The sequence below is a fragment of the Rhizobium sp. GR12 genome, from assembly GCF_036596185.1.
GTDB classification, from domain to species: Bacteria; Pseudomonadota; Alphaproteobacteria; order Rhizobiales; family Rhizobiaceae; genus Agrobacterium; species Agrobacterium nepotum.
Genome location: NZ_JASXTH010000001.1, coordinates 150,084 through 172,913, shown reverse-complemented (window position 1 = coordinate 172,913; position 22,830 = coordinate 150,084). Strand labels below are relative to the sequence as shown.

The window sequence follows — 22,830 nt, the reverse complement described above, 5'->3', positions numbered from 1 at the left end:
GGCAAATCCCGGTTCGTTCCATAAAATGAAGTGATTCGGTCTCCGGGGGTTTGCCGTCCCATTTTGGTAAACTTCTCGAATGGAATGATTCCATCCCGAGGTATAATCTCCCACTGGGAGCAAGAGGGCGTAGGCGATTGAAAGTCGATGTTGATATCCGCAGGCTGTCTGCCAAGCCTATGGAGGGCATGGGTAAGCCCTTGCCACGCGACCAGCTTGCCAAGAACGTCGCAGCTACGGCCGCCGCCGGTAACGTTGCAGGCGCGCTGGATTTGCTCGTAACCTACGCCGGCGCCTCGCATTATCTGCTGGCGCGGGAAGATCTTCTCGAAGAAACCGGACTGAAATTCATCATCACGTCCGACTGGCCTTTCGATCTGGTGCGCAGGCTTGGCGCGGAACTGGCCAACAGCCAGAACAGATCGAGCGAAATGGAAAAATGCCTTTCGCTTCTTCAGCCGCGATTGCTGATGCTTCCCAATGACGTTTCTGTTCCCTTTGGCATTGACCGGCAATATTCGGCGCTGGCCTTCTGCGTGGGCCGCATCCGTCTTTCGCTTCTGCTGCTGTTTCCGGAACATTCGGTTCCTTCGCCGGAGCGTCTGCGCGAAATCGCGCTTCTGACGGGTTATTGCGTCAGCTTCGGCATTGCCAGCGAAGCAAAGGCCGTGCGGGATATCGATCTCACCGAGCGCGAGCTTGAGTGCCTGTTCTGGATCGCGGAAGGCAAGACAAGCGACGAAATTGCGATGATACTTGGCATTTCGCGCAATACGATCAATAATTACATTACAAGCGTGATGCGGAAAACCGCGACGAAAACCCGGTCGGAGGCAATCGCCTACGCCGTGCGCAACAACCTCGTATAAGTGGTCGGGACCGATGGTACAGACGAAAGATAATGAGGGCACGGGTCAAAGCAGCGGCATGTTTTTCCGCAGCCCTGTCGTGACGAGCCGGTCGGACCTGTTTCCGAAGCTCGTCGCCATGCAGAAGCTGGTCGGCGCACGGAATTTCGTGGTGACGAAAGCTGCCGCTTCCGGCTTCCCCAACAAGAAGAAGCTGACCTGCGAGCTGGAAAACTGGGGCATGAACGCCGCCGAGCAGAGCGCGCAGTTCATCCGCGCCGTTGGCGATATTCTCCTGGATCATATCGAGACGTCGCTGTTGCCGGTCATCTGGCGCAACAAGAATGCCGGCGGTTTTGCCGATCTTCCCGATGTGCCGGCTCTGCTGCGCCGGATCGAGAACGACACATTGCCCTATGCGGGACTGGCCTTGCCGGTGCGGCTGGGCACCATCGGCAACGGTTACATCGTCTTCTGCGGCAGCAACCTCGTTCTCGACAACGAGGTCGTCATCGAACAGCACATCAAATGCTGCGAGATCATGGTCGACATGCTGGCGTTGGACGAGCGCAAGGCGGCACCCTCGGAAGCATTGAGCGAGAGGGAAATCGCCTGCCTGCAATTGGCGGGTGACGGCCGTATCAGTGAAGAAATCGCGGTGAAGCTCGGGCTCTCGGTGCATACCGTCAATGCCTATCTCGGCTCAGCGACGATCAAGCTCGATTCCGTCAATCGCATTCAGGCGATCGCAAAAGCCATACGGCTCGGCTATATCCATTGATGGCGGACGGGGCTTTTCCCGTCCTGCTAGTCTGGCCGCCTTAGGCCAGCTGATTGCGGCGTCTCTGCCAGAATGATGTGGCCGCGTCGCTTGTTTCGCGTTTTTTAACAGTTGCTAACTAAAACTGTCTTAGTTTTGGCTTTGGGGAACTGTTTCATGCATAACCGGCTCTTTAAGTCCGTTGCGGGCAAGGTCGTCGCGCTGACGATCGGCCTGATCATGCTCAGCATCGCGGCAGTTGGTTTTTCCACCTACATGCGGTTGAAGGATAATATCATCACGACCGCGTTGCGCGATACCCGCAGCGCAATGCGTGGCATGGCGATCCTCTACGAGATGAAGGTCGGTGGCGTCGCCCTCGATATGGGCGACGGAGAGCTGAAGAGTGTCAGCCGCGCCAGTATCGGGACACTACGCGATAACGACCTTGTCGACCGCACGGCGGCTGGAAACGGCGGCATCGCCACCGTTTTTGAAACCAAGGCCAACGAATACGTCCGTATCACCACCAATCTGAAAAATGAAAAGGGTGAAAGGGCGGTAGGCACCAAGCTTGCTGCCGATCATCCCGCTTTCGAAAAGGTTTCCAAGGGCGAAGCCTACTTCGGCGCGGCCACGCTTTTCGGCACCAGTTACATGACCGGTTACATGCCGGTTCTCAACAAGACCGGAACCACCGTCGGTATTCTTTTCGTGGGCGTTCCCATGGCCGTCTACGAAGCCCAGATCTACGGCCTGCGCGACCTGTTGCTGATCTGCGGCGCGCTCGCCATGGTCGGCGTGGGGCTGCTCGCCTATTTTGTCATCCGGCGCACCCTGCAGCCGTTGAGCAAGCTGACCGATGCGGTGAAGTCGCTTTCGGATGGCAATCTCGACACGCCGATCCCCTATGCCACCAATATCAACGAATTCGGTAACATCGCTCGCGCTCTGGTGATATTCCGCGAGAATGCGCTTGAAAAACTCGCAATCGAGGGCAAAAGCGCCGAGGAACGTTCCGTGGCGGAATCGGAACGTCACCGCAACGATACCGAGAAGCAGGAACTGGACAGCCAGATCGAATTCGCTGTCGGCGAGATCGCGTCCGGTCTCGGCAGGCTTTCGCGTGGCGATCTGAGCCGCACGATCGAGACGCCGTTTGCCGGTCGTCTGGATCGGCTGCGCACGGATTTCAACGAATCCCTTCTCAACCTGCGCGATGCGCTGGGGCAAATCCGCGAGCGCACCCTCATCATCCAGCATAGCGGTTTTGAAATCGAACAATCATCGGTCGATCTGTCGAAGCGCACGGAAAATCAGGCGGCCTCGCTGGAAGAGACCGCAGCCGCCGTCGAGGAAATCACCGCGACGGTCAGATCTTCGGCCGAGCGGGCGCGGGAGGCCAATGAGGCCGTCCGCATCACCAAGCAGAGCGCCGACAGTTCCGGTTCGGTCGTCAGCAACGCCGTTGACGCCATGAACCGCATCGAAGGCGCCTCGCGCAAGATCGAGCAGATCATCGAGGTCATCGACGATATCGCCTTCCAGACCAATCTTCTCGCCCTGAATGCCGGCATCGAGGCGGCGCGTGCGGGCGAGGCGGGCAAGGGTTTTGCCGTCGTGGCGCAGGAAGTGCGCGAGCTTGCCCAGCGCTCGGCCGAAGCAGCCCGCGAAATCAAGCAGCTCATCAACCAGTCGACGCACGAGGTCAGTTCCGGATCGAAGCTGGTACAGGAGGCGGGCACTGTCCTTTCCGCCATCAGCCATCAGATCGTCGCCGTCAGCCAGCATGTCGAAACCATTGCGACGGCGACGCAGGACCAGTCCTCCGCGCTTCACAATGTCAATAGTTCCGTCAACCAGATGGACCAAATGACCCAGCAGAATGCCGCACTTGCCGAACAGTCGAGCGCGGCCAGCAGGGTGCTGTCAGGCGAAGTGGAGGCGTTGCTCGATCTGGTTCAGCGTTTTCAGATGGAGCAGAACTCTGCGACCGGCAGGGAACGACTGAACCGCGCGGCCTGACATCTAGATTTTGAAAGTCAAAAAGCTCCCGGATCGCAAGGTCCGGGAGTTTTTTATTCCGCTGCCGCGCGGACCGTGCTGGATATCTGGTTGATGTAGGCGCGTAGCGCCGCCGGCTTGACCGGCTTGTGCTGGACGGAAATCCCGTATTTCTCCGCATCGCTGCGCACTTCCGGGCTGCGGTCTGCCGTCACAAGCAGGGCCGGGATCGACTTGCCGAAAAATGTCCTGATCAGGCGGATGGCGCTGATCCCGTCGCCATCGTCCAGATGGTAATCGGCAATGATGATATCAGGCGCCGCCGACATGCTGAGGAACGGTTCTTCCAATGCTGCCACGGAACCTGCGGGCAAGACCTCGCAACCCCATCCCGTCAGCAAGAGCGTCATGCCCTCGAGGATTTTCGGTTCGTTGTCGATGCAGAGTACCCTGACACCCTGGAGGCGGTCGCTCGCCGCCGGATTGGTGATCCCGCCGCCGGCCTTGGCGGAGGCCAACCGGTCCGCTTCGCGTGGCAGATGGATGCGGAATGTCGTGCCCTTTCCGGGTGTGGAAATCAGCTGCACCGGATGGTGCAGCATGCGGGACAGCCGGTCGACGATGGAGAGACCAAGCCCGAGGCCGGAGGCTGTCTTCGCCCCTTCGTCCAGCCGGGCGAATTCCTTGAAGACCGTGCGGAATTTGGATGCGGGAATGCCGATGCCGGAATCCGTCACCTGAATGACGACCTCGCCGCCCCGGCGGCGTGCGCCGACGACGACCTTGCCCTTCAACGTATATTTGATGGCGTTGGAGACGAGGTTTTGTATCAGCCGCCGCAACAGGTTGGGGTCCGAGCGCACCGTCAGGGAGGTGGGCATGACCACGAGGTCGAGGTTCTTTTCCTGCGCCATGGGCGCGAAGTCGGTCTCGATGCGTTTCAGCAGCTCGTTCAGCGGCACCGACGTCATGCGCGCCTTCATCGAACCCGTGTCGAGGCGGGAAATATCCAGCACCGCGCCGAGAATAGTCTCGACCGACTCGAGTGCTGAATCGATGTTCTGCACGAGATCGCTTTCTCCCGACGCGCCAAGCCGTTCAACCAGCGAGGAAGAATAGAGCCGGGCGGCATTCAGCGGCTGGAGAATATCGTGACCGGCGGCGGCGAAAAACCGTGTCTTGCCGATATTCGCCTCGTCGGCGGATGCCCTTGCCTCCGCCAGTTCGCGGTTGACGCGGGTAAGCTCGACGGTTCGTTCCGCCACGCGCTGTTCCAGCGTTTCGTTAGCCTGTTTCAGCGCCTGGTCGCTCGCCACCCTCTGCGTGATATCGGTGAAGGTGGCGACGATGCCCTTGTCCGGCATGGTGTTGGAGCGCACTTCGATGATGCGCTCGCCGCCGCCAAGCACCAGTGAGAAAGGCAGGTCCATGGTGAGGAAACTGGTGATCAGCTGCTCCGTGTCGCCCGCCGGCATGTCGCCACGCTCCTGCAACATGGTGACGATATCCGTCAGCGGCACTCCCACCTGCCCGAATTGCTCGGGCAGATCGAGAAGGGTGCGGAAGCGCCGGTTCCAGATCGTCAGCTGCTGCGAACTGTCGAAAACGGCGATGCCCTGGTCCATTTGCGCCAGCGCCGTTTGCAGCATGTCCTGATTATATTGCAGGGCTTCGCTTGCCTGATCGAGCAGCCATGCGGTGTCTGCGCTGGTGTCTTCCGCCTTCTGAAGAATGATCGAAAGCACAAGCCGGGCGGAGGAGGAGCCGATGGCGCTGCCCAGCAATTGTTCGGAGAAATGAATGAGCGCCATATCGGCGGGCTGATCGTCGTTGAGCTTTCTGCCCGCCGTCTTTTCATAGGTCGCCAATGAGCGCAGCATCCGCTCCTCGCCGAGATAACGGGCGATCGCGCTTTTGAGATCGCCGACGCTGACCCGGGTTTTCCAGCCGCGTGTGGCGAATTGCGATTTCGAATGGCGCTTTACGAAAATGCCGGACTGGATGCGCTCCACCGGCCGAGGATTGCGCGAGAGCGAGCCGAGCACAAAGGCCGTGCTGTTGACGAGCAGGCTGAGGATGACCGCATTCACGAAAGGATCGGCATCCGGCCCATTGAAGACCGTGCTGCCGGAAAACAGGAAGCCGAGAATGTTTGCAGCGACCTCGGAATTATCAGGCCCGCCGAAGCTCGGCAGAAACAACAGATAGGCCCAGACGAAAAAGCCCGAACTCAGGCCGGCGATCGCGCCGCGGGCATTGGCCCGCCGCCAGAACAGCCCGCCGAAAAGGGCAGGGGCCATCTGGGCGATGGCGGCGAATGCCAACAGGCCGATAGAAGCGAGCCCCGTGGCGCTGTCGGCGGCGCGGTAATAACCGTAGCCCAGAAGCATCACCGCGAAAATCGCCGTTCTGCGGATATTGAGCAGCGTTTTGGCGAAGTTGTCCCGGTGCGGCGAGCGGTTCAACAGCTTCTGCCGCAGGAAGATCGGCATGACGATGTCGTTGGAAATCATGATCGACAGCGCGACGGAGGCGACGATAACCATCGCGGTCGCCGCCGAAAATCCACCGATGAAGGTGATCAGTGACACCACCGGCATCTGGTGCGCGAGCGGCAGTTGCAGCACGTAGAGATCGGCATCGCCATTTGCGCCGAGGGTGAGAATGCCGGCAAGCGCGATCGGCAACACGAAGATGTTGATCGCGATGAGATAAAGCGGCAGCAGGAACCCGGCCATGCGCAGCTCTTCCGGCGTCCGGTTTTCAACCACGGTGACGTGGAACTGGCGCGGCAAAAGGATGATGGCGAAGCCGGACAGCAGGGTCATCACGATCCAGCGACTGATGGGCGTATGATAGGATATGGCCCGCATCGCCTGTTCATTGCCGGAGGCGAGCTGCCACAAATGCGAGGGGCCGTCGAAGAGGACGAACAGGACGTAAAAGCCGACGGTGCACATGGCGACCAGCTTGACGAGCGATTCCATCGAGATCGCCAGAATAAGCCCGTCCTGATGTTCGGTGGCGTCGGTATGACGGGTGCCGAACATCACGGCGAAGCCCGCCATGACAATGGTGACGATGAGCGGCAGATCGAGGAAATAGAGATTGCCGCTACCGATGCCATAATCGCCCGGATCGACCATCGTCGCCACCGAGCTGGAAACGGCCTTCAATTGCAGGGCGATATAGGGAATGGCGCCGACGAGTGCGATGATGGCGACGATCATCGCCACGGTGGAGTTCTTGCCGTAGCGGGCGGCGATGAAATCCGCAACCGATGTCAGCTTTTCGGTTTTGGCAAGCTCCACGATGCGGCGAATGATCGGCATGCCGATGGTGAAGGCGAGGATCGGCCCGGTATAGATGCCGAGGAACTCCAGCCCCCTGTCGGCCGCAAGCCCGACGCCGCCGAAATAGGTCCAGGAGGTGCAATAGATCGCCAGGCTGAGCGCATAGACGAACGGCCGTCCCTTTTTCGGGGCGTTTCTTTTCCGGCTGTTCCTGTCCCCATAGCTTGCAACCGCAAACAGCAGCAGGACATAGGCGAAGGCCGAACCGAATATGATCCACCCAGGAAGCACGCATCCTCCCCATGCAACAATCCTCGAAAACGAGCATAGGCGAATTCCGGGCTGTTGAGAATGAGCGCGGTCTGATCATAAAGTTCAAGACGAGCGTGCAAAAAAGCTAATAAATGCAATCTTGACGAATTCCAAATGGGGCGGGGAACCTATATGGTTGAGCGCGTAGGGACAGTCACATAGCTTCAGCTCGTGAAGCGGGAGAGGGACCATCTAATGCTTAACGAATTTAAAACGTTCATTGCCCGTGGCAATGTCATGGATCTGGCCGTGGGTGTTATTATCGGAGCGGCGTTCAGCAAGATCGTCGATTCCGTCGTCAACGATCTTATCATGCCGATCGTCGGCGCGATTTTCGGCGGGTTCGATTTCTCGAATTACTTCCTGCCTCTGAGTTCCAGTGTCACTGCCGGATCGCTCGCCGCCGCCCGCGATCAGGGCGCCGTCTTCGCTTACGGTAGCTTTCTGACGGTTCTCATCAACTTCCTCATTCTCGCCTGGATCATTTTCCTGATGGTCAAGGGCGTCAACAAGCTTCGCGCCTCGGTCGAGCGCAACAAGGCCGAGGAAAAGTCGGAAGCGGCTCCGCCGCCGGAAGACGTCAAGCTTCTCACCGAAATCCGCGATCTGCTCAAGACGCGTTAAAACTGGGATTTCCCGGCCCGAGTTCGCGATCTCCTGGCCGGGGATCCATCCATAAAGAAAATCCATGACTGCCTCACGGAATATCATGCATATCGCCCGTTCGATGCGATAAGAAGACACCAAACGGAGTGTCTTTAATGTCCATTTTGAACAGTCTGAGCGCACGCTCTCTGGCGGCTCCCGAGAGCGGCATTGTCGAAGTTGTGAATTATGCCCGGGGACGGGATAATCTTCTGCCGCTTTGGGTCGGCGAAGGCGATCTGCCGAGCCCGGACTTCATCAACAAGGCTGCCATCGACGGGCTCAACAATGGCGAGACCTTCTATACCTGGCAACGCGGCATTCCAGAATTGCGCCAGGCGCTCAGCGGCTATTACGAACGTCACTTCGCGGCCTCGCTGTCGCCGGAACATTTCTACGTGACGGGTTCCGGCATGCAGGCGATCGCGCTTGCCGTGCAGGCGCTGACCTCGCCGGGTGACGAGATGGTGTATCTCACGCCAACCTGGCCCAATATCGTCGCAGCCATCGGCGTGGCGGGCGCGAAGGCGGTTGCAGTCGGCATCGATTTCCGCGATGGCCGCTGGGATCTCGACATCGGCAAGCTGGAAAGTGCGATTACCGGCAAGACGAAGGCGCTCTTCATTAATACGCCCTCCAATCCGACCGGCTGGACGGCCACGCGCGACAATCTTCGCGATGTTCTGGCGCTCGCCCGCAAACACGATCTGTGGATCGTGGCGGACGAGATTTATGCGCTTTATCACTATGCCGGCACTCGCGCTCCGTCGTTCCTCGACATCATGGAGCCGGACGACAAGATCGTTTTTGCCAATTCCTTCTCGAAAAACTGGTCCATGACCGGCTGGCGTGTCGGCTGGCTTGTCGCGCCGCCGGCTATCGGTCAGGTCATCGAGAACCTCATTCAATATTCCACCTCCGGCGTGGCGCAGTTCATGCAGCGCGGCGCGGTGGCGGCCCTCGATCACGGCGACGGTTTCATTCGCGAAAACTATGAGCGCGCCTTGACGTCCCGCGATATTCTCTGTGACACGCTGATCGCCACGAACCGTGTGGAAACGCTGAAGCCGGACGGCGCCCTTTATGCTTTCCTCAAGGTGGACGGCGTGACGGACAGCCGCGCCACGGCGCTGGATATCGTCGACAAGACCGGCGTAGGCCTCGCGCCAGGCACTGCCTTTGGTACAGGGGGAGAGCTGTTTCTGCGCGCCTGCTTCCTGCGCAACCCGAAACAGATCGAAGACGCGGCCGATCGGCTGGCATCTTACATTCTCGGTAGATAAAATCTTCGCCCTGCCGCGCCGCATATCTTGCCGCGGCAGGTGCAAATCTGCCCCAAAAGTCACGACCAACCGCTAAAACTACAACCCCACGGCGTACCCATCGACTGGCGCGCATTTCTATGCTATGCGCTGATTGTTCCTTTTATGAGAACATTTTCATCTAATAAATAAAAAGCACTTCATTGCGCTAACCAATCGTAAGCCACCTTTTAAGAGGGCTGAGGGCGTGGTGGCGTATTTTCTGTGCAAGTAATCAATGATGAAGAATTATTGGCTTTGATGGACCGAACAAAAACAAACAGGGAAGTGGTGTCATGGCTATTCTGGTCACCGGTGGGGCCGGCTATATAGGAAGCCACATGGTGTGGGCTTTGCTCGATGCCGGGGAAGAGGTCGTCGTTGTCGACCGGCTTTCGACGGGATCACGCTGGGCCGTCGCGCCGGCGGCGCGTTTCTATCTCGGCGACGTGGCGGATCGCGCATTGCTCGGCCAGATTTTCGAAGAAAACCAGATCGAGACCATTTTTCATTTCGCCGGTTCCGTCAGCGTTCCTGAATCGATCAGCCAGCCGCTTGAATATTACGAAAACAACACCGGCACGACCCGCGCCCTCGTTGCGGCTGCGGTCGGCCATGGTATCAGCAACTTCATCTTCTCTTCGACGGCCGCGGTCTACGGGAACCAACCCTTTGATGGCCCGGTTCCTGAAACGGCGATCCTCAGCCCCGAAAATCCCTACGGCCTGTCGAAGCTCGCTTCTGAAATCATGTTGCGCGATGTCGTGCAGGCGCATGATTTCAACTATGTGGCGCTGCGTTATTTCAACGTCGCCGGAGCCGACCTGCAGGGCCGTGCCGGGCCTTCCCCCACGGGAGTGGCGAACCTCGTCAAGGTGGCCTGCGAAGCGGCAACCGGCCGGCGCGACAAGGTAGAGGTTTACGGAACGGATTACCCCACGGCGGATGGCACCGGCGTTCGCGACTATATCCATGTCAGCGATCTGATCGACGCGCATATGCTCGCCATGTCGCATCTGCGCGCCGGTGGCGGCACCCGCACGCTGAATTGCGGTTATGGCGTCGGTTATTCGGTGCTGGACGTCTTGCACGCGGTACAGCGGGAATCGGCACGCGAGTTCCCGATCATCCATTGCCCACGTCGCCCGGGCGATATTGCCGCCATGGTGGCGGATTCCACGCGTATCCAGTTGGAGCTGGGCTGGCGTCCGCGCTTCAACGATCTGGCGACCATCGTTCGCACTGCGTTCCAGTGGGAAGCCAAACGCGAAACCCGGTCAAGTGACATGATCCCACCGCTCCGGGGCAAACTGGCAGCGACAGGTTAAGTCGCCTTTTGCATCAACGGATGCGGCTCTACCTGACGGAAGGGTAGTGGACCGGCCGATCCGAAACGGCGGCGGCTGGAAGCCATTTCTCGCTGTCGAAAAAGCTGCGTGTCAGCTTCAGCCCCGGCAATTGTTTCGTTGTGAGTAAAATCACGTTCAGCCGATGCGGCGCGGTCGGCTCCGGCTTTATGGAGACCGAAATACCGAAGTGCTGTGCCTGATAGGGCTTCATCCTGCGCGCCGGCTCAAGCATGCTGGCAAGATCGGCCCAGCGGGTTTGCTCGACGATCAGCGCCAATGCATCCTCGAGCTTCGTCAGAATAACAGTCCCGTCCGGCGTCTCAGGCGCAACCGCCTTCATCCTGATGGAGCGAACCTCGCCGGACGCCTCACCTCTGATGTCAAGGAAGAGCGATGCCCGTTCGGCAGCACTCGCCGTATCCCCCACCACAAGATCGGCCATGCATTCGAAGTTGCGGATGTTCGCCGGGCTGGCGTGCCAGCCCTGCGGGTTGGAAAAACCCTGGGTGATAAAGCGGTCGCAGAGGTCCTTGCCGGAAAGAACGAAGTCGCGTGCGAAGGATGCCCGGTCGCCGCCTTGCTCGAATTTCAGCAGATGCGGCGGTAGATCGAGCTTTTGGGCGACAAGCTTTTGCCGCTTGACGGGCTTTATCCGCGTCGGCGGCTCGGCGGGACGCATGGAGGGGGCGAGGTCGAGGTAGGTCAGCAGGCTTTTGAGGTGCTTTTTGTCATTGGCAAGCAGCACCGTCGTCAATACGGCAACGCAAACGGCAAGCACCGCAAACAGCAGCGCGCCTGGGCTTACTCTTTTTTGCAGGCTTGCGTCCATCGGGGAACCCTAATGGCTGCCGGGGGAGGGGCGTCAACCGGTTTTTGATATGGCTTTTCGGGCTGGTACCCGGTGAATATATATTACGAACGGAAACTTTGAAAAATATTATGCAATCCACCGCCGGAATTTCCGGCGGCGCGGCGTTATTCGGAGGAATTTTCGTCCATGTTCTGCCCGTCGGCGCTGCTTTCATCGTCGGCGACGGGAATGGCGTAGGAGCCGTTCAGCCAGCGGGCGAGATCGAGCGAGCGGCAGCGATCCGAACAGAAGGGATAGTCATCCCGCGTCGATGGCTTCCCGCATTCCGGGCATGGTTGCGATTTGCGAAGCGGCGTGACATTTCCAGCGCCTTCGGTGGACGGTTTTGCCATGGTCTATCCTTCGAGCCAGCCCGAGGTCACCTCAAATCCTTCACCGGACAGAAGCGACATGGTCTCATAAAGCGGCAGGCCGACGACATTGGTGTAGGAGCCGGTCAATTTCTGCACGAATGAACCGGCAATGCCCTGAATGCCGTAAGCGCCTGCTTTACCGCGCCATTGCCCGGACGCGATATAGGCGTCGATCTCGCGCGTGGAGAGGCGCTTGAAGCGCACCTTGGTTTCCACAATCTTCTGGCGGATCTTGCCGCCGGGTGTCACAAGGCAGATGCCGGTATAGACCCAATGACTGCGCCCCGACAGAAGATGCAACGCTGCGGAAGCCTCTTCGGTATATTCCGCCTTGCCCACGATGCGGCGACCCACGGCCACCACCGTGTCGGAACCGAGAACATAGGCGTCCTTCCACGTCTGCTCGCTCTTCAGCGCTGCATGCGCAGCCTCGGCCTTCTGCTGCGACAGGCGACGGCACAGCGTACGTGGATGTTCCAGCCTTGCGGGCGTCTCGTCGATATCCATCGGCATCAGGCGTGCCGGCTCGATACCGATCTGATGCAACAATTCCAGGCGCCGCGGCGATCCGGATGCCAGAACGAGCTTTTGTTTTGAGTTTGTCATTGCGCTGCCCGGGGCGTCCGATGCCGAAAACGGATTACTTGAAGCGATAGGTGATGCGGCCTTTGCTCAGGTCGTAAGGCGTCATTTCAACCAGCACCTTGTCGCCCGCCAGAACGCGGATACGATTCTTGCGCATGCGGCCCGCCGTGTGGGCGATGATTTCATGTTCGTTCTCAAGCTTCACGCGGAATGTTGCGTTCGGCAGCAATTCGGTTACGATGCCCGGGAATTCAAGGACTTCTTCTTTTGTCATGTAAGGGTTTTCTTCCTGTTGATAGTGCCGGACATGTCATATCCGGGAAAATTGCGCGGAAACTACACAATCCCGGCACATTTGTGAACCTCTAAAGCATCGGCTTGAAAATCACTATCGATTTTCATGGGCGGAGGCAGGTTTCATTCTTTTGAAAGCGTATCCGCCACCGGCTGCGGCCGTCCCGGCAGGCGTTCGGCAATCAGTTTCGCAAGATGGTCCCGCACCTCGCGATAGGCATTAAGGATCTGCTCCCGCGTGCCGGTGATCACCGTCGGGTCCATGGTCGGCCAATAGACCACGTCGAACGAGTTCGAGCGCGTCAGTTCCAGCGCGGCGTGATGGGCTTCAGGCGTCAATGTAATGATCAGATCGAAAAAATCATCCTCGATCTCGTCCAGCGTGCGCGGTTTGTGCTTGCCGAGCGAAAATCCCTGTTCTTCCAGCACCGCATCCACGAAGGGGTCTCGCTCTCCTGCCCGAACGCCTGCGGACTGGATGTAGATGCCGGGCGCCACCAGCCGTTTGGCGATGACCTCCGCCATCGGGGAACGGATGGAATTCATGCCGCACATGAAGAGGACCGATTTGGGGGCCCGTCCCTCGTTTGGAGCCGCGGCGGGATCTCTCATCTCTAACCCCGCCAATAAAGCACGCAGACAAGGGTGAAGAGGCGGCGCGCGGTGTCGAAATCCACTTTGATCTTGCCGGATAGCCGGTCCATCAAAGTTTGCGAGCCGTCATTGTGAATACCGCGCCGGCCCATGTCGATCGCCTCGATCTGGCTTGGGGTGGAGGAGCGTATCGCCTCGTAATAGCTTTCGCAGATCAGGAAATAATCCTTGATGATACGGCGGAACGGCGTCAGCGACAGAATATGGGTCGAGACATCCTTCTCGTCCTCGGTTTTTATCGAAAAAACCAGCTTGGCATCGACCAGCGATATGTGCAGCCGGTATGGACCGCCCTCATGACCAACCGGCTCGAACGTGTTTTCCTCGATCAGGTCGAAGATGGCCACGGCGCGTTCATGCTCCACGTCGGGCGTGGACCGGCCGATGCTATCGTCCAGAACCACGTCGCAGAGCCGGAAATCGCCTGAAGCCATCTCTTAACTTTCCGGATTGAGGCGAATGGCGACCGAGCGCGCATGCGCGTCCAGCCCCTCCGAACGGGCAAGGGTGATCGCCGCCGGCGCAAGCTGGCGCAGCTGCTCGGGGCCAAGGCGCAGGATAGATGTGCGCTTGACAAAATCCAGCACCGAAAGGCCGGAAGAGAAGCGTGCCGACCGCGCCGTCGGAAGAACGTGGTTGGAGCCGCCGACATAGTCGCCGATTACTTCCGGCGTATGGCGTCCGACGAAGATCGCGCCTGCATTGCGGATATGCGCCATCAGTGCGTCCGGATCGTCAACGGCGAGTTCCAGATGTTCGGCCGCAATGCGGTTTGCCAGCGGAATGGCATCGGTAAGCTTTTCGACCAGAATGATCGCGCCGAAATCAGCCCAGCTCGCTGCCGCAGTCTCGGACCGCGACAGTCGCTTCAACTGCCGCTCAACCGCCGCTTCCACCGCCTTGCCCAGTTCGGCATTGTCGGTGATCAGGATGGATTGCGCCCCACGGTCATGTTCCGCCTGCGCGAGAAGATCAGCGGCCAGCCAGTCCGGGTCGTTGTCCCTGTCGGCAATCACCAGCACTTCCGACGGGCCGGCAATCATGTCGATGCCGACAGTGCCGAAGACCTGCCGTTTCGCGGCCGCCACATAGGCATTGCCGGGGCCGACGATCTTGGCGACGGGGATGATCGTTTCCGTGCCGTAAGCGAGTGCCGCCACCGCCTGCGCGCCGCCGATGCGATAGATCTCCTCGACGCCTGCGATGCGCGCGGCGGCAAGAACGGCGGGATTTATCACGCCGCCATTGGCCGGCACGACCATGACGATGCGCTCGACGCCGGCGACCTTGGCCGGCACGGCGTTCATCAAAACGGAGCTTGGGTAGCTGGCGGTGCCGCCCGGCACATAGAGGCCAACGGCTTCGATCGCCGTCCAGCGCGAGCCTAAGCCCACGCCGATCTCGTCCTCGTAGATATCGTCCTTCGGCATTTGCCGCGCATGGTGTTTTTCGATGCGCCGCGCTGCGAATTCGAGGGCGTCGATCACGGTCTTGTCCACGGCCGCGACAGCGGCGTCGATCTCCTCCGCTGTCACCCGCATCGAGACCTTCGAGAAATCGAGACCGTCGAATTTCAGGGAGTAATGGGCAAGGGCCGCATCGCCGCGATGGCGGACATCGTTGATGATGTCGCGAACGGTCGCGTTGACGTCTTCGGAAACTTCTCTCTTGGTCGTCAGGAAGGCAGCGAATTTCTGTTCGAAATCAGCCGATGCCCGCTCCAGCCAGATTGCCACGCCATTACCCTCTCATTTTCCCCGCAGGCGATCCCGCGAGGTGCACGAACTCACCGCAGAAACAAATGCGGCTCTGGTATGTGGCATAAATCGAAACAGTGACGAAAGGCAACCGTTGCGATGGCGTGGAGAGCTTATTCGCTGTCCGGATGCTGCGGTTTGGCGGCGGTTTCCCAGGCGCCGCTCACATCGGTCAGCTGCGCTTCGATGCATTCGACGTCGAGCGCGATGGCGCCTCCGCCCGAAAGCGTCAGTTCGACAGCTCCGTCAGGCCCTTCGCCGTTCTGCACGAAGCGGATGGCGAGAAGCGAAAGTACCTGCTCCCTGTCATCGCGGTTGATGCCGTGTGAACGGACGGCCGAGACCCGCTTCAGAAAAACGACGCTGCGGCAACGCTCCGGCGGCAGGCTCTTCTTCTCGGTGCTCTCCCAGACGAAACGGTTGGCGGAAAGCGAGAATTGCCCGTGTTTCGGCTCGAAGGCAACGTCCTTCAGCTTGAAGACGCTGTCCTGCATATGCGTCGAAATGACGGAGAGATCTTCAGTGTCCAGCGCGAGCAATTTCAGGCCGCTCATCATTTTCTTCCTTTTCCTTGGGCCGCAGGCCGGCATGTCCAATTTCCTTGTATTGGAAATAGGCAGTCGCGGCCTGCTCTGCAACGGGGAGAAAACGAATGAGCGGTGATGAAGGGATCAATCGCTGACGCGTTCGACCAGCGCACCGCAGCGGGTGAGCTTTTCTTCAAGGCGTTCGAAGCCGCGATCGAGATGGTAGACGCGCGAAACCATGGTTTCGCCTTCCGCCACCAGGCCCGCAATGACCAGCGACACCGAGGCGCGCAGATCGGTCGCCATGACCGGCGCACCCTTCAGGCGGGTGACGCCTTCGATACGGGCCATCTGGCCGGAGAGCGAAATCTTCGCGCCGAGACGGGCCAGTTCCTGCACATGCATGAAACGGTTTTCGAAAATGGTTTCGGTGATGTGGGAGACGCCCTGCGACCGGGTCATCAGCGCCATGAACTGCGCCTGAAGATCGGTGGGGAAGCCGGGGAAGGGCTCGGTGACGATATCGACCGGCTGGATGCCGTTGCCGTTGCGTACGACCCGAAGGCCGGTCTCCGTGTCATTAATGGTCACGCCTGCAAGCCGCAGCGTGTCCAGCGCATTGTCCAGCAGCGAGGCGCGCGTGCCTTCCAGCACCACGTCACCGCCGGCCATCGCTACTGCCATGGCATAGGTGCCTGTTTCGATACGATCCGGCAAAACTCGGTGGCGCGCGCCGGAGAGCGAGGTGACGCCCTCGATGGTGATGGTGGAGGTGCCGGCACCCTCGATCTTCGCACCCATGGCAATCAGGCAGTGCGCCAAATCGACGACTTCCGGTTCGCGGGCGGCGTTGTGAATGACGGTGGTGCCTCTGGCAAGGCTCGCGGCCATCAGCATCACATGCGTCGCGCCGACGGATACTTTCGGGAAAGTGTAAACCGCGCCGATCAGGCCGCCCTTGGGGGCCGAGGCGTTGATGTAGCCGCCATCGATCTCCATCGTTGCGCCGAGCGCCTGCAGGCCCTCGATGAACAGGTCTACCGGACGTGTGCCGATGGCGCAGCCGCCGGGCAGGGAAACGCGGGCACGGCCTTCACGGGCCAGCAGCGGGCCGATGACCCAGAAGCTCGCACGCATCTTGGAAACCAGTTCGTAAGGTGCTGTAGTGTCCACAATGGTGCGGCAGGTGAAGTGCACGGTGCGGGAATAGGCTTCGCCCTGGCTTTCGCGGCGGCCGTTGACGGAAATATCGACGCCGTGGTTGCCGAGAATACGGATGAGCTGCTCCACATCCGCCAGATGCGGTACGTTTTCAAGCGTCAGCGTATCGCTGGTCAGAAGCGAAGCGATCATCAACGGCAGAGCGGCGTTTTTTGCGCCTGAGATGGGGATGATGCCGTTGAGCTTGTTGCCACCCGTAATTCTGATGCGATCCATGCGTCCCTACGGGCCTGTGCCCGCCTTTCTTTATCTGCCTTGCGGAAATGCGCGTCCTTAGACGAGTTTCCGTGGCGTTTCAATTTTATGCTGGTGAATTCTCTATGAGGATGATTCGTCCGTTTTTGCGGCAGGCAGGCCAATCGTGTCATCCGCATCGCCGGCGCGGCGCGCACGAACCTGCTGTTTACGCTTCATGAGGTTTTCACGAAGCTTCTTCGCCGCCCGCGCTTTCCGCTCCGCCTCGCGCTGCCGCGCCTTTTCGCCGGGGCCGGCCTGCGCGTTGCCGTTTGCGGCCGCGGCGGACGGTTCTGCGGAAGCGCCCGCGGAAACCGCTGCCTTTGCCTGTTTGTCATGATGTTCGTTCATAAATTCAGCAATATCCGAAAAATATGTTTTTCAACAGGGGGCACGCTTTTTTGCCCCGCTTGATGAAGAATATCGTTTTGCGGCTTGCGCTCGTCAAAAACCTATGGCAATAGGCCGCCACGCTTGATGCTGAAGCCAACGCTTCGGTACCGGACGCTGCTATAGCTCAGGGGTAGAGCACTCCCTTGGTAAGGGAGAGGCCGAGAGTTCAAATCTCTCTAGCAGCACCATTTCCCCTAATAAAATTAAATGTTTACGCGACGCCCGCAGCGGGCGGGCATTGCTCACGCAGCATGTAATGTCGATGCGCGTTTTCGGCCACGCCGCACGGGCGTCGGCAAAGGTGGAAACCGCGCCTCTTGCGAAGCGCGGTTTCCATTTCCGAATATTCTGTTGCTGCCAGAGCGGGACGAAACCGCCCGTAGCCAACGGGCGCCGCTTACTGGCGGAATAGCGACAGGATATTCTCGGAGCTGGTATTGGCGATGGAGAGCGACTGGATGCCCAGTTGCTGCTGTGTCTGAAGAGCCTTGAGCTTGGTGGATTCTTCGTTCATGTCCGCATCGACGAGGCGGCCGATGCCCTTGTCGATGGAGTCGGTCAGCTTCGAGATGAAGTCTTCCTGCAGTCCTATACGCATTTTGATAGAGCCGAGGGCGGATGATGCGCTGCTCAGCGCTTGAAACGCAGTTTCAACATCTGTCAGCAGATTGCCGATCGTGTAGGTTGGCGGCGTCGCAGCATCGAAAAGCTTGAGATCGATGTCCCATACGGAAATGCCCGAGGCCGTTCCGGACTGTCCAATGATGCCCTTTGTCGTATCCAGTGTCGCGGGTGTGCCGGTTAACCCGAAAATCACATTGGCGGATTCAGTTGCTGTCGTCGTGTCGACAAGGGTGTAGTCCGTTTTTGTAACGCTGACGGAACCGCTACCGTCACGGGTAAAGCCGGAAACGACGGTCTTGGGGCCAGTACCCAGCAGCCAGTTCTCTCCGCTGAAAGAAGCGCCCTGTGCGATCGATTCTAGCTGTTTTTTAAGTTGGTCAATTTCTTCCTGGATCTTGGTCTTATCGACACCTTCTTCGGTTGCGGCAACGATTTTCGACTTGATTTCCTTGACGACTTCGACGGCGCTTTCCATTGCGGAATAGGCGACATCGATCTTCGCCGCACCAAGACCCAGTGCGTCCTGAACTGCGGAAAGGGCCATGTTGTCGGAACGCATCGTTGTTGCGATCGACCAATAAGCGGCGTTGTCGGAGGCCGACTTGACGCGCAATCCCGAAGAGACTCTGGATTGTGTATCTTCGAGCTGGCCGCTGATGGCGCGCAATGTTTGAAGTGCCGACATGGCGGCGGTGTTTGTCAGAATGCTTGTCATAGTTGCCCCTCTGAGCTGGCTAAATGGGAAGGGACATTCCGGGATCGCCGGAAACGACTGCGCGGCGTGATGCCTGTTAACCTCTTTTTCGTCTTGGTTAACGAGTCGTTTCGATGGCCTGATTTAGGGGTGATTTGGTTAATGAACTCTTAATCAAAATCTCTGAACGTCGCGGGCAAGGTCCAAAACAAAAAAACCGCGCCTTTCGGCGCGGTTGATCTTTTCGGCTGAAGCTTCTGATTAACGGAAGAGCGTCAGGATGCTTTCGGAATTGCTGTTGGCAATCGAGAGAGCCTGAACACCGAGCTGTTGCTGCGTCTGCAGGGCCTTGAGGCGGGTAGACTCTTCGTTCATGTCAGCGTCAACGAGGCGGCCGATACCCTTTTCAATGGAGTCGGACAGCTTGGAAGCGAAGTCTTCCTGCAGGCCGATACGCATGGAGAGCGAACCGAGCTTGGCTGCTGCGCTGGTCATGGCCTTCAGCGCGTTTTCAACAAGCGTCAGGGCTTCGGCCATGTTGGTGGCGCGGTCTGCCGCTGCATAGGCGTTGATGTCCAGCGTGAAGACGGACTGGACAGGAACTGTCGTGAACGTTCCGGTCGTGCCGAGAATACCGTCGGCGCTGGGGACGCCTGCGCCGGATACGGCGCCAAACAGCACGTTGCCGGTGGCGGTGTCATCAAGGGCGTATTTCGTAGTCGTAACGGTAACGGCACCACCGCTGGAGCGAACGAAGCCAGCGACAACCGACTTATCAGGGTCCGTGCCGGGCGTTGTCGCGCCGAGCGTCGAAGCGCCAACGAGCCAGTTTTCGCCGTAGAAGGATGCGCCCTGCGCGATCGATACCAGCTGATTCTGAAGCTGATCGATTTCTTCCTGAACCTTGGTGCGGTCGACGCCTTCTTCGGTTGCCGTAACCAGCTTCGCCTTGATTTCCTTGACGACTTCGATCGCCGATTCCATACCGGCAGAAGCGGTGTCTACCTTAGCGGCACCGAGGCCGAGGGCGTCGGAAACGGAGGAAAGGGCCATGTTGTCGGAGCGCATCGTGGTTGCGATCGACCAGTAAGCAGCATTGTCAGCGGCTTCGCCAACGCGAAGGCCGGAGGAAACGCGTGCCTGGGTGGATTCCATGCTCTGGCCGATGGAGCGCAGGGTCTGGAGCGCAGACATTGCTGCGACATTGGTAATTATGCTCGTCATAGTAGTGTGCCCCTTGAATGGCTGATTAAAGAAGGGACATTCCGGTTTCACCGGGAACGGCGCACAGCATCATGCCTGCTAACTGGCTGATTTTTAACGTTAGCTCGCCGTTTCGATGAGCATTAGGTAACGCGGGTTTGGTTAATGAATCGATAAATGGAGAAAGAAATTCAGTCTCGGCAAAATTAAAAATGCAACTCTCGCGCGCACGCGCGCGTAACCCCGAAAGTTTAAAAAAAAGATAAGGCCGCACCCGTTTCCGGATGCGGCCTCATGGATGCATTCAGTCCGATTCAGCCTTTCGGACGGTTATGCTTTCTATCCCAATCTGCGCTCGGTCAGCCCCCGATTGTTTATGGGAAGAAATGTGTCCCCCAGCCCCGAAGGGCTATGAGAAGTTCAGCTCTTAGCGGAAGAGCGACAGGATGCTCTGCGAGTCGTTGTTGGCGATCGACAGGGCCTGGATTGCCAGCTGCTGCTGCGTCTGCAGAGCCTTCAGCTTGGTGGACTCTTCGTTCATGTCAGCGTCTACGAGACGGCCAATGCCCTTTTCGAGAGCATCACCCAGCTTGTCGGCGAAGCTCTGCTGCAGGTCGATGCGGGAAGAAATCGAACCAAGGTTGGATGCAGATGTCTGCATTGCCTTGAGAGCCGTTTCCACGGTGGTCAGGTCGGCGGCAAGGTCGGTAGACGTTGTAACATTGATCGCGATGGTGTTTGCCAGCAGGCCGCCCGTGCCGGCGCCCGTTGCCGGGTCGACGCTGGCGAAAAGCGGAGCAGTGGTGTAGCTGGCGGTCGTAACCTTGACGCCGGCCGTATCACGGACGAAGCCCGAAACGACGGTCTTGGCGCCTGCGGTGCCGACCAGCCAGTTTTCGCCGTTGAAGGACGCGCCGTTGGCAACGCTTGCCAGCTGAAGGTTCAACTGGTTCAGTTCTTCCTGAACCTTGGACTTGTCAACACCCTGTTCGGTGGCGGTAACGAGCTTGCTCTTGATTTCCGTGACGACCTTGATTGCGGCATCCATGCCGGCATAAGCCGTATCGACCTTTGCGGCGCCGAGGCCGAGAGCGTCCTGGGCAGCGCTGATAGCGCCCTTATCCGAACGCATGGTCGTTGCGATAGACCAGTAAGCGGCGTTGTCCTTGGCGGCGCCGACGCGCATGCCCGTGGAAATGCGATCCTGCGTCGTGGACATATCGCTGGAGATGGAGCGCAGCGTCTGGAGAGCGGACATCGCCGAAGCGTTAGTGAGAATGCTTGCCATAATAAATGTGTCCCTTTGTTTTTACGAGATACTGAGGTTGGGGACATTCCGGACTTGGTATTACCGGTAACAACGTTTCGGCTTCATGCCACTCGGTTCCGAATTACTTGTTTCTGGAAACCAAACCCGCTGTGTGTAGGGAGAATTTCGCAGGGAAAAATTGCGCAATTATTAATTTTAGCGTTAAGAAATACTAGAAAATACTTATGGTTACTGCTAAGTATATTTAAATGGTAAGTTTTTAATTGAAAATTATAGTTATCCGGCCCCTAGCAAAAACGGTAAGCAAAGGGTTAAAACGCGAAAACCCCGCTGCCGTGGGGCTGCGGGGTTAACAAACAGGATTAACAAAGATTATTTCGGCACAAATGCCGTCAGTTGAACGATCTGACCAGGCTGCCGACAAGCAGGTTCCAACCGTCGATCAGTACGAAAAACAGGATCTTGAACGGCAGGGAAATCGAGGTGGGCGGCAGCATCATCATGCCCATGGCCATGGTGATGGTGGCGACGATGAGGTCGATGACCAGAAATGGCAGGATGATCAGGAAACCGATCTCGAAACCGCGCCGGATTTCCGACAGCATGAAGGCCGGGACGAGCACGCGGTAGTCGACGACATTGTCGGTCATCACCACTTGTCCGCGCTCGCGGGCGATATCGACGAACAGCTTCAGATCCTTGTCGCGCGTATTGGCGTTCATGAAGGTGCGGAAGGGTTCGGCGATGCGCCCAATGGCCTGCTGTTCGTTGATCTGGTTTTGCAACAACGGCTGTACGCCATCAGTCCAGGCTTTGTCGAAAGTAGGCGACATGACGTAGAAGGTCATGAACATCGCCATCGACAAAAGGATCATGTTCGACGGGGTTGAGGCAAGGCCCATACCGGAGCGCAGGATCGAAAATGCGATCACGAAGCGCGGAAAACTCGTGACCATGATCAGGATGCCCGGCGCGACGGACAGGACCGTCAAAAGGCCGAAGGTGCGGATGATCCATGCCGCGACGGATCCGTCTATCTGCGTGTTGAACAGATCGGACGGAAATTGCTGGGCATTGGCGAGGCCCGGCAAAGCCAGCAGGACGGCGATGGTTATAAGAAATCGAATCATTCGATGACAAAGGTCCGGAACATGACCTTGGATACGCGCCCTTGAGAGCGCAGGTCAACTCGTTCCTGAATGTCATCCTTAAGATATTGAAAGCCGCGCGGCCCTTCCAGCTGCTGGAGGGAAACGGTGCGGACATAGGCCATGATATCCTGATGAATATCCTCGGCGAGACCAATTTCGACAGGGCCCTTGAACATCAGCGCCACTTCAAGCCGCACCCAGTTTGTCGAGGGATAGGCGAGGTTGGTGGTGATGGGGTCGAGCTGGACGATGCCGTTCGCCTCGGCCGGGATTTTTTCGATGCCCTCGCCCTTTTTCTCGCCGTGTCCGCCGGCGGCAGCTGCGGCATGCGCCTCGGCGCCGGCAATCTTCGGGGCGACCATGCCGCCCACGAGCCAGCCGCCGCCCGCACCGAGCAGGGTGAGGATCGCAACCCCTGCAATGGTCATGACCAGCGAGGAGGACTTCTTCTTGCTCTCGGCCTGTTCGTTTTCCATGGGTCAGTCCC

The 22,830-nt window shown here is 58.6% G+C and carries 22 protein-coding genes and 1 tRNA gene; 7 read left to right on the top strand and 16 right to left on the bottom strand.

Annotated features, from left to right (window positions below; all coding sequences use genetic code 11):
* Positions 1-137 precede the first annotated feature (137 nt).
* From visN to QSK43_RS00820, 3 genes are all read left to right on the top strand, one after another.
* A complete protein-coding gene (gene visN / locus QSK43_RS00830; protein WP_052679704.1) occupies positions 138-869 on the top strand; it encodes a transcriptional regulator VisN in 732 nt (243 codons plus the stop codon).
* A 58-nt stretch (positions 870-927) separates the two neighbouring features.
* Entirely contained in the window at positions 928-1,629 is a 702-nt protein-coding gene (gene visR / locus QSK43_RS00825) for a transcriptional regulator VisR (protein WP_045022300.1), read from the top strand.
* 156 nt (positions 1,630-1,785) lie between these two features.
* Positions 1,786-3,633, top strand: a complete 1,848-nt coding sequence (locus QSK43_RS00820; protein ID WP_332301960.1) for a methyl-accepting chemotaxis protein — start codon at positions 1,786-1,788, stop codon at positions 3,631-3,633.
* 53 nt (positions 3,634-3,686) lie between these two features.
* Here QSK43_RS00820 and QSK43_RS00815 read toward each other — a convergent pair whose 3' ends face one another.
* On the bottom strand, positions 3,687-7,196 hold the full coding sequence (locus QSK43_RS00815) for a PAS domain-containing hybrid sensor histidine kinase/response regulator (protein WP_332301959.1): 3,510 nt from the start codon (positions 7,194-7,196) through the stop codon (positions 3,687-3,689).
* Between the two features lie 216 nt (positions 7,197-7,412).
* On the opposite strand from QSK43_RS00815, the gene mscL reads away from it, so the two are divergent.
* The 3 genes from mscL to galE all read left to right on the top strand — a co-directional run bounded on the left by mscL (position 7,413) and on the right by galE (position 10,491).
* Positions 7,413-7,841, top strand: a complete 429-nt coding sequence (gene mscL, locus QSK43_RS00810; RefSeq protein WP_045022305.1) for a large conductance mechanosensitive channel protein MscL — start codon at positions 7,413-7,415, stop codon at positions 7,839-7,841.
* A gap of 137 nt (positions 7,842-7,978) precedes the next feature.
* A complete protein-coding gene (locus tag QSK43_RS00805) occupies positions 7,979-9,145 on the top strand; it encodes a pyridoxal phosphate-dependent aminotransferase (RefSeq protein WP_332301958.1) in 1,167 nt (388 codons plus the stop codon).
* Between the two features lie 314 nt (positions 9,146-9,459).
* The gene (gene galE, locus QSK43_RS00800) at positions 9,460-10,491 is read left to right on the top strand and encodes a UDP-glucose 4-epimerase GalE (protein WP_332301957.1); all 1,032 of its coding nucleotides are present in this window, start codon (positions 9,460-9,462) and stop codon (positions 10,489-10,491) included.
* Between the two features lie 28 nt (positions 10,492-10,519).
* Here the strand turns inward: galE and QSK43_RS00795 are convergent, their stop codons facing one another.
* The 10 genes from QSK43_RS00795 to QSK43_RS00750 all read right to left on the bottom strand — a co-directional run bounded on the left by QSK43_RS00795 (position 10,520) and on the right by QSK43_RS00750 (position 17,359).
* Positions 10,520-11,341: a DUF6030 family protein gene (locus QSK43_RS00795; protein WP_332301956.1), complete on the bottom strand. Its 822-nt coding sequence runs from the start codon at positions 11,339-11,341 to the stop codon at positions 10,520-10,522.
* 146 nt (positions 11,342-11,487) lie between these two features.
* A complete protein-coding gene (gene yacG, locus QSK43_RS00790; RefSeq protein WP_045022312.1) occupies positions 11,488-11,715 on the bottom strand; it encodes a DNA gyrase inhibitor YacG in 228 nt (75 codons plus the stop codon).
* 3 nt (positions 11,716-11,718) lie between these two features.
* Positions 11,719-12,342 carry a Maf-like protein gene (locus tag QSK43_RS00785; protein WP_332301955.1) on the bottom strand — a complete coding sequence of 208 codons (624 nt, stop codon included), beginning with the start codon at positions 12,340-12,342 and terminating at the stop codon, positions 11,719-11,721.
* 34 nt (positions 12,343-12,376) lie between these two features.
* On the bottom strand, positions 12,377-12,595 hold the full coding sequence (gene infA / locus QSK43_RS00780; protein WP_003493814.1) for a translation initiation factor IF-1: 219 nt from the start codon (positions 12,593-12,595) through the stop codon (positions 12,377-12,379).
* Positions 12,596-12,738: 143 nt separating this feature from the next.
* The gene (locus QSK43_RS00775) at positions 12,739-13,227 is read right to left on the bottom strand and encodes an arsenate-mycothiol transferase ArsC (RefSeq protein ID WP_045022316.1); all 489 of its coding nucleotides are present in this window, start codon (positions 13,225-13,227) and stop codon (positions 12,739-12,741) included.
* Between the two features lie 2 nt (positions 13,228-13,229).
* A complete protein-coding gene (locus tag QSK43_RS00770) occupies positions 13,230-13,703 on the bottom strand; it encodes a UPF0262 family protein (RefSeq protein ID WP_332301954.1) in 474 nt (157 codons plus the stop codon).
* 3 nt (positions 13,704-13,706) lie between these two features.
* Positions 13,707-15,005: a histidinol dehydrogenase gene (gene hisD, locus QSK43_RS00765; protein ID WP_332301953.1), complete on the bottom strand. Its 1,299-nt coding sequence runs from the start codon at positions 15,003-15,005 to the stop codon at positions 13,707-13,709.
* Positions 15,006-15,139: 134 nt separating this feature from the next.
* Positions 15,140-15,580 carry a DUF2948 family protein gene (locus QSK43_RS00760; protein WP_332301952.1) on the bottom strand — a complete coding sequence of 147 codons (441 nt, stop codon included), beginning with the start codon at positions 15,578-15,580 and terminating at the stop codon, positions 15,140-15,142.
* 117 nt (positions 15,581-15,697) lie between these two features.
* Positions 15,698-16,990: a UDP-N-acetylglucosamine 1-carboxyvinyltransferase gene (murA, locus tag QSK43_RS00755; protein WP_045022042.1), complete on the bottom strand. Its 1,293-nt coding sequence runs from the start codon at positions 16,988-16,990 to the stop codon at positions 15,698-15,700.
* Between the two features lie 102 nt (positions 16,991-17,092).
* Positions 17,093-17,359, bottom strand: a complete 267-nt coding sequence (locus QSK43_RS00750; RefSeq protein WP_332301951.1) for a hypothetical protein — start codon at positions 17,357-17,359, stop codon at positions 17,093-17,095.
* Between the two features lie 155 nt (positions 17,360-17,514).
* Here QSK43_RS00750 and QSK43_RS00745 point away from each other — a divergent pair.
* A tRNA-Thr gene (locus QSK43_RS00745) sits at positions 17,515-17,589 on the top strand.
* Positions 17,590-17,798: 209 nt separating this feature from the next.
* On the opposite strand, the gene QSK43_RS00740 is transcribed toward QSK43_RS00745, so the two are convergent.
* From QSK43_RS00740 to QSK43_RS00720, 5 genes are all read right to left on the bottom strand, one after another.
* Positions 17,799-18,740: a flagellin N-terminal helical domain-containing protein gene (locus QSK43_RS00740; protein WP_332301950.1), complete on the bottom strand. Its 942-nt coding sequence runs from the start codon at positions 18,738-18,740 to the stop codon at positions 17,799-17,801.
* A 240-nt stretch (positions 18,741-18,980) separates the two neighbouring features.
* Positions 18,981-19,943, bottom strand: a complete 963-nt coding sequence (locus QSK43_RS00735; RefSeq protein ID WP_045022036.1) for a flagellin N-terminal helical domain-containing protein — start codon at positions 19,941-19,943, stop codon at positions 18,981-18,983.
* A 406-nt stretch (positions 19,944-20,349) separates the two neighbouring features.
* The gene (locus tag QSK43_RS00730; protein ID WP_045022034.1) at positions 20,350-21,210 is read right to left on the bottom strand and encodes a flagellin N-terminal helical domain-containing protein; all 861 of its coding nucleotides are present in this window, start codon (positions 21,208-21,210) and stop codon (positions 20,350-20,352) included.
* Positions 21,211-21,584: 374 nt separating this feature from the next.
* On the bottom strand, positions 21,585-22,322 hold the full coding sequence (gene fliP / locus QSK43_RS00725) for a flagellar type III secretion system pore protein FliP (protein WP_045022031.1): 738 nt from the start codon (positions 22,320-22,322) through the stop codon (positions 21,585-21,587).
* Positions 22,319-22,819 (bottom strand): flagellar basal body-associated FliL family protein, encoded by a 501-nt coding sequence (locus QSK43_RS00720; protein WP_332301949.1) that lies wholly within the window; start codon positions 22,817-22,819, stop codon positions 22,319-22,321. The genes fliP and QSK43_RS00720 overlap by 4 nt, the downstream gene beginning before the upstream one ends.
* Positions 22,820-22,830: the final 11 nt, after the last annotated feature.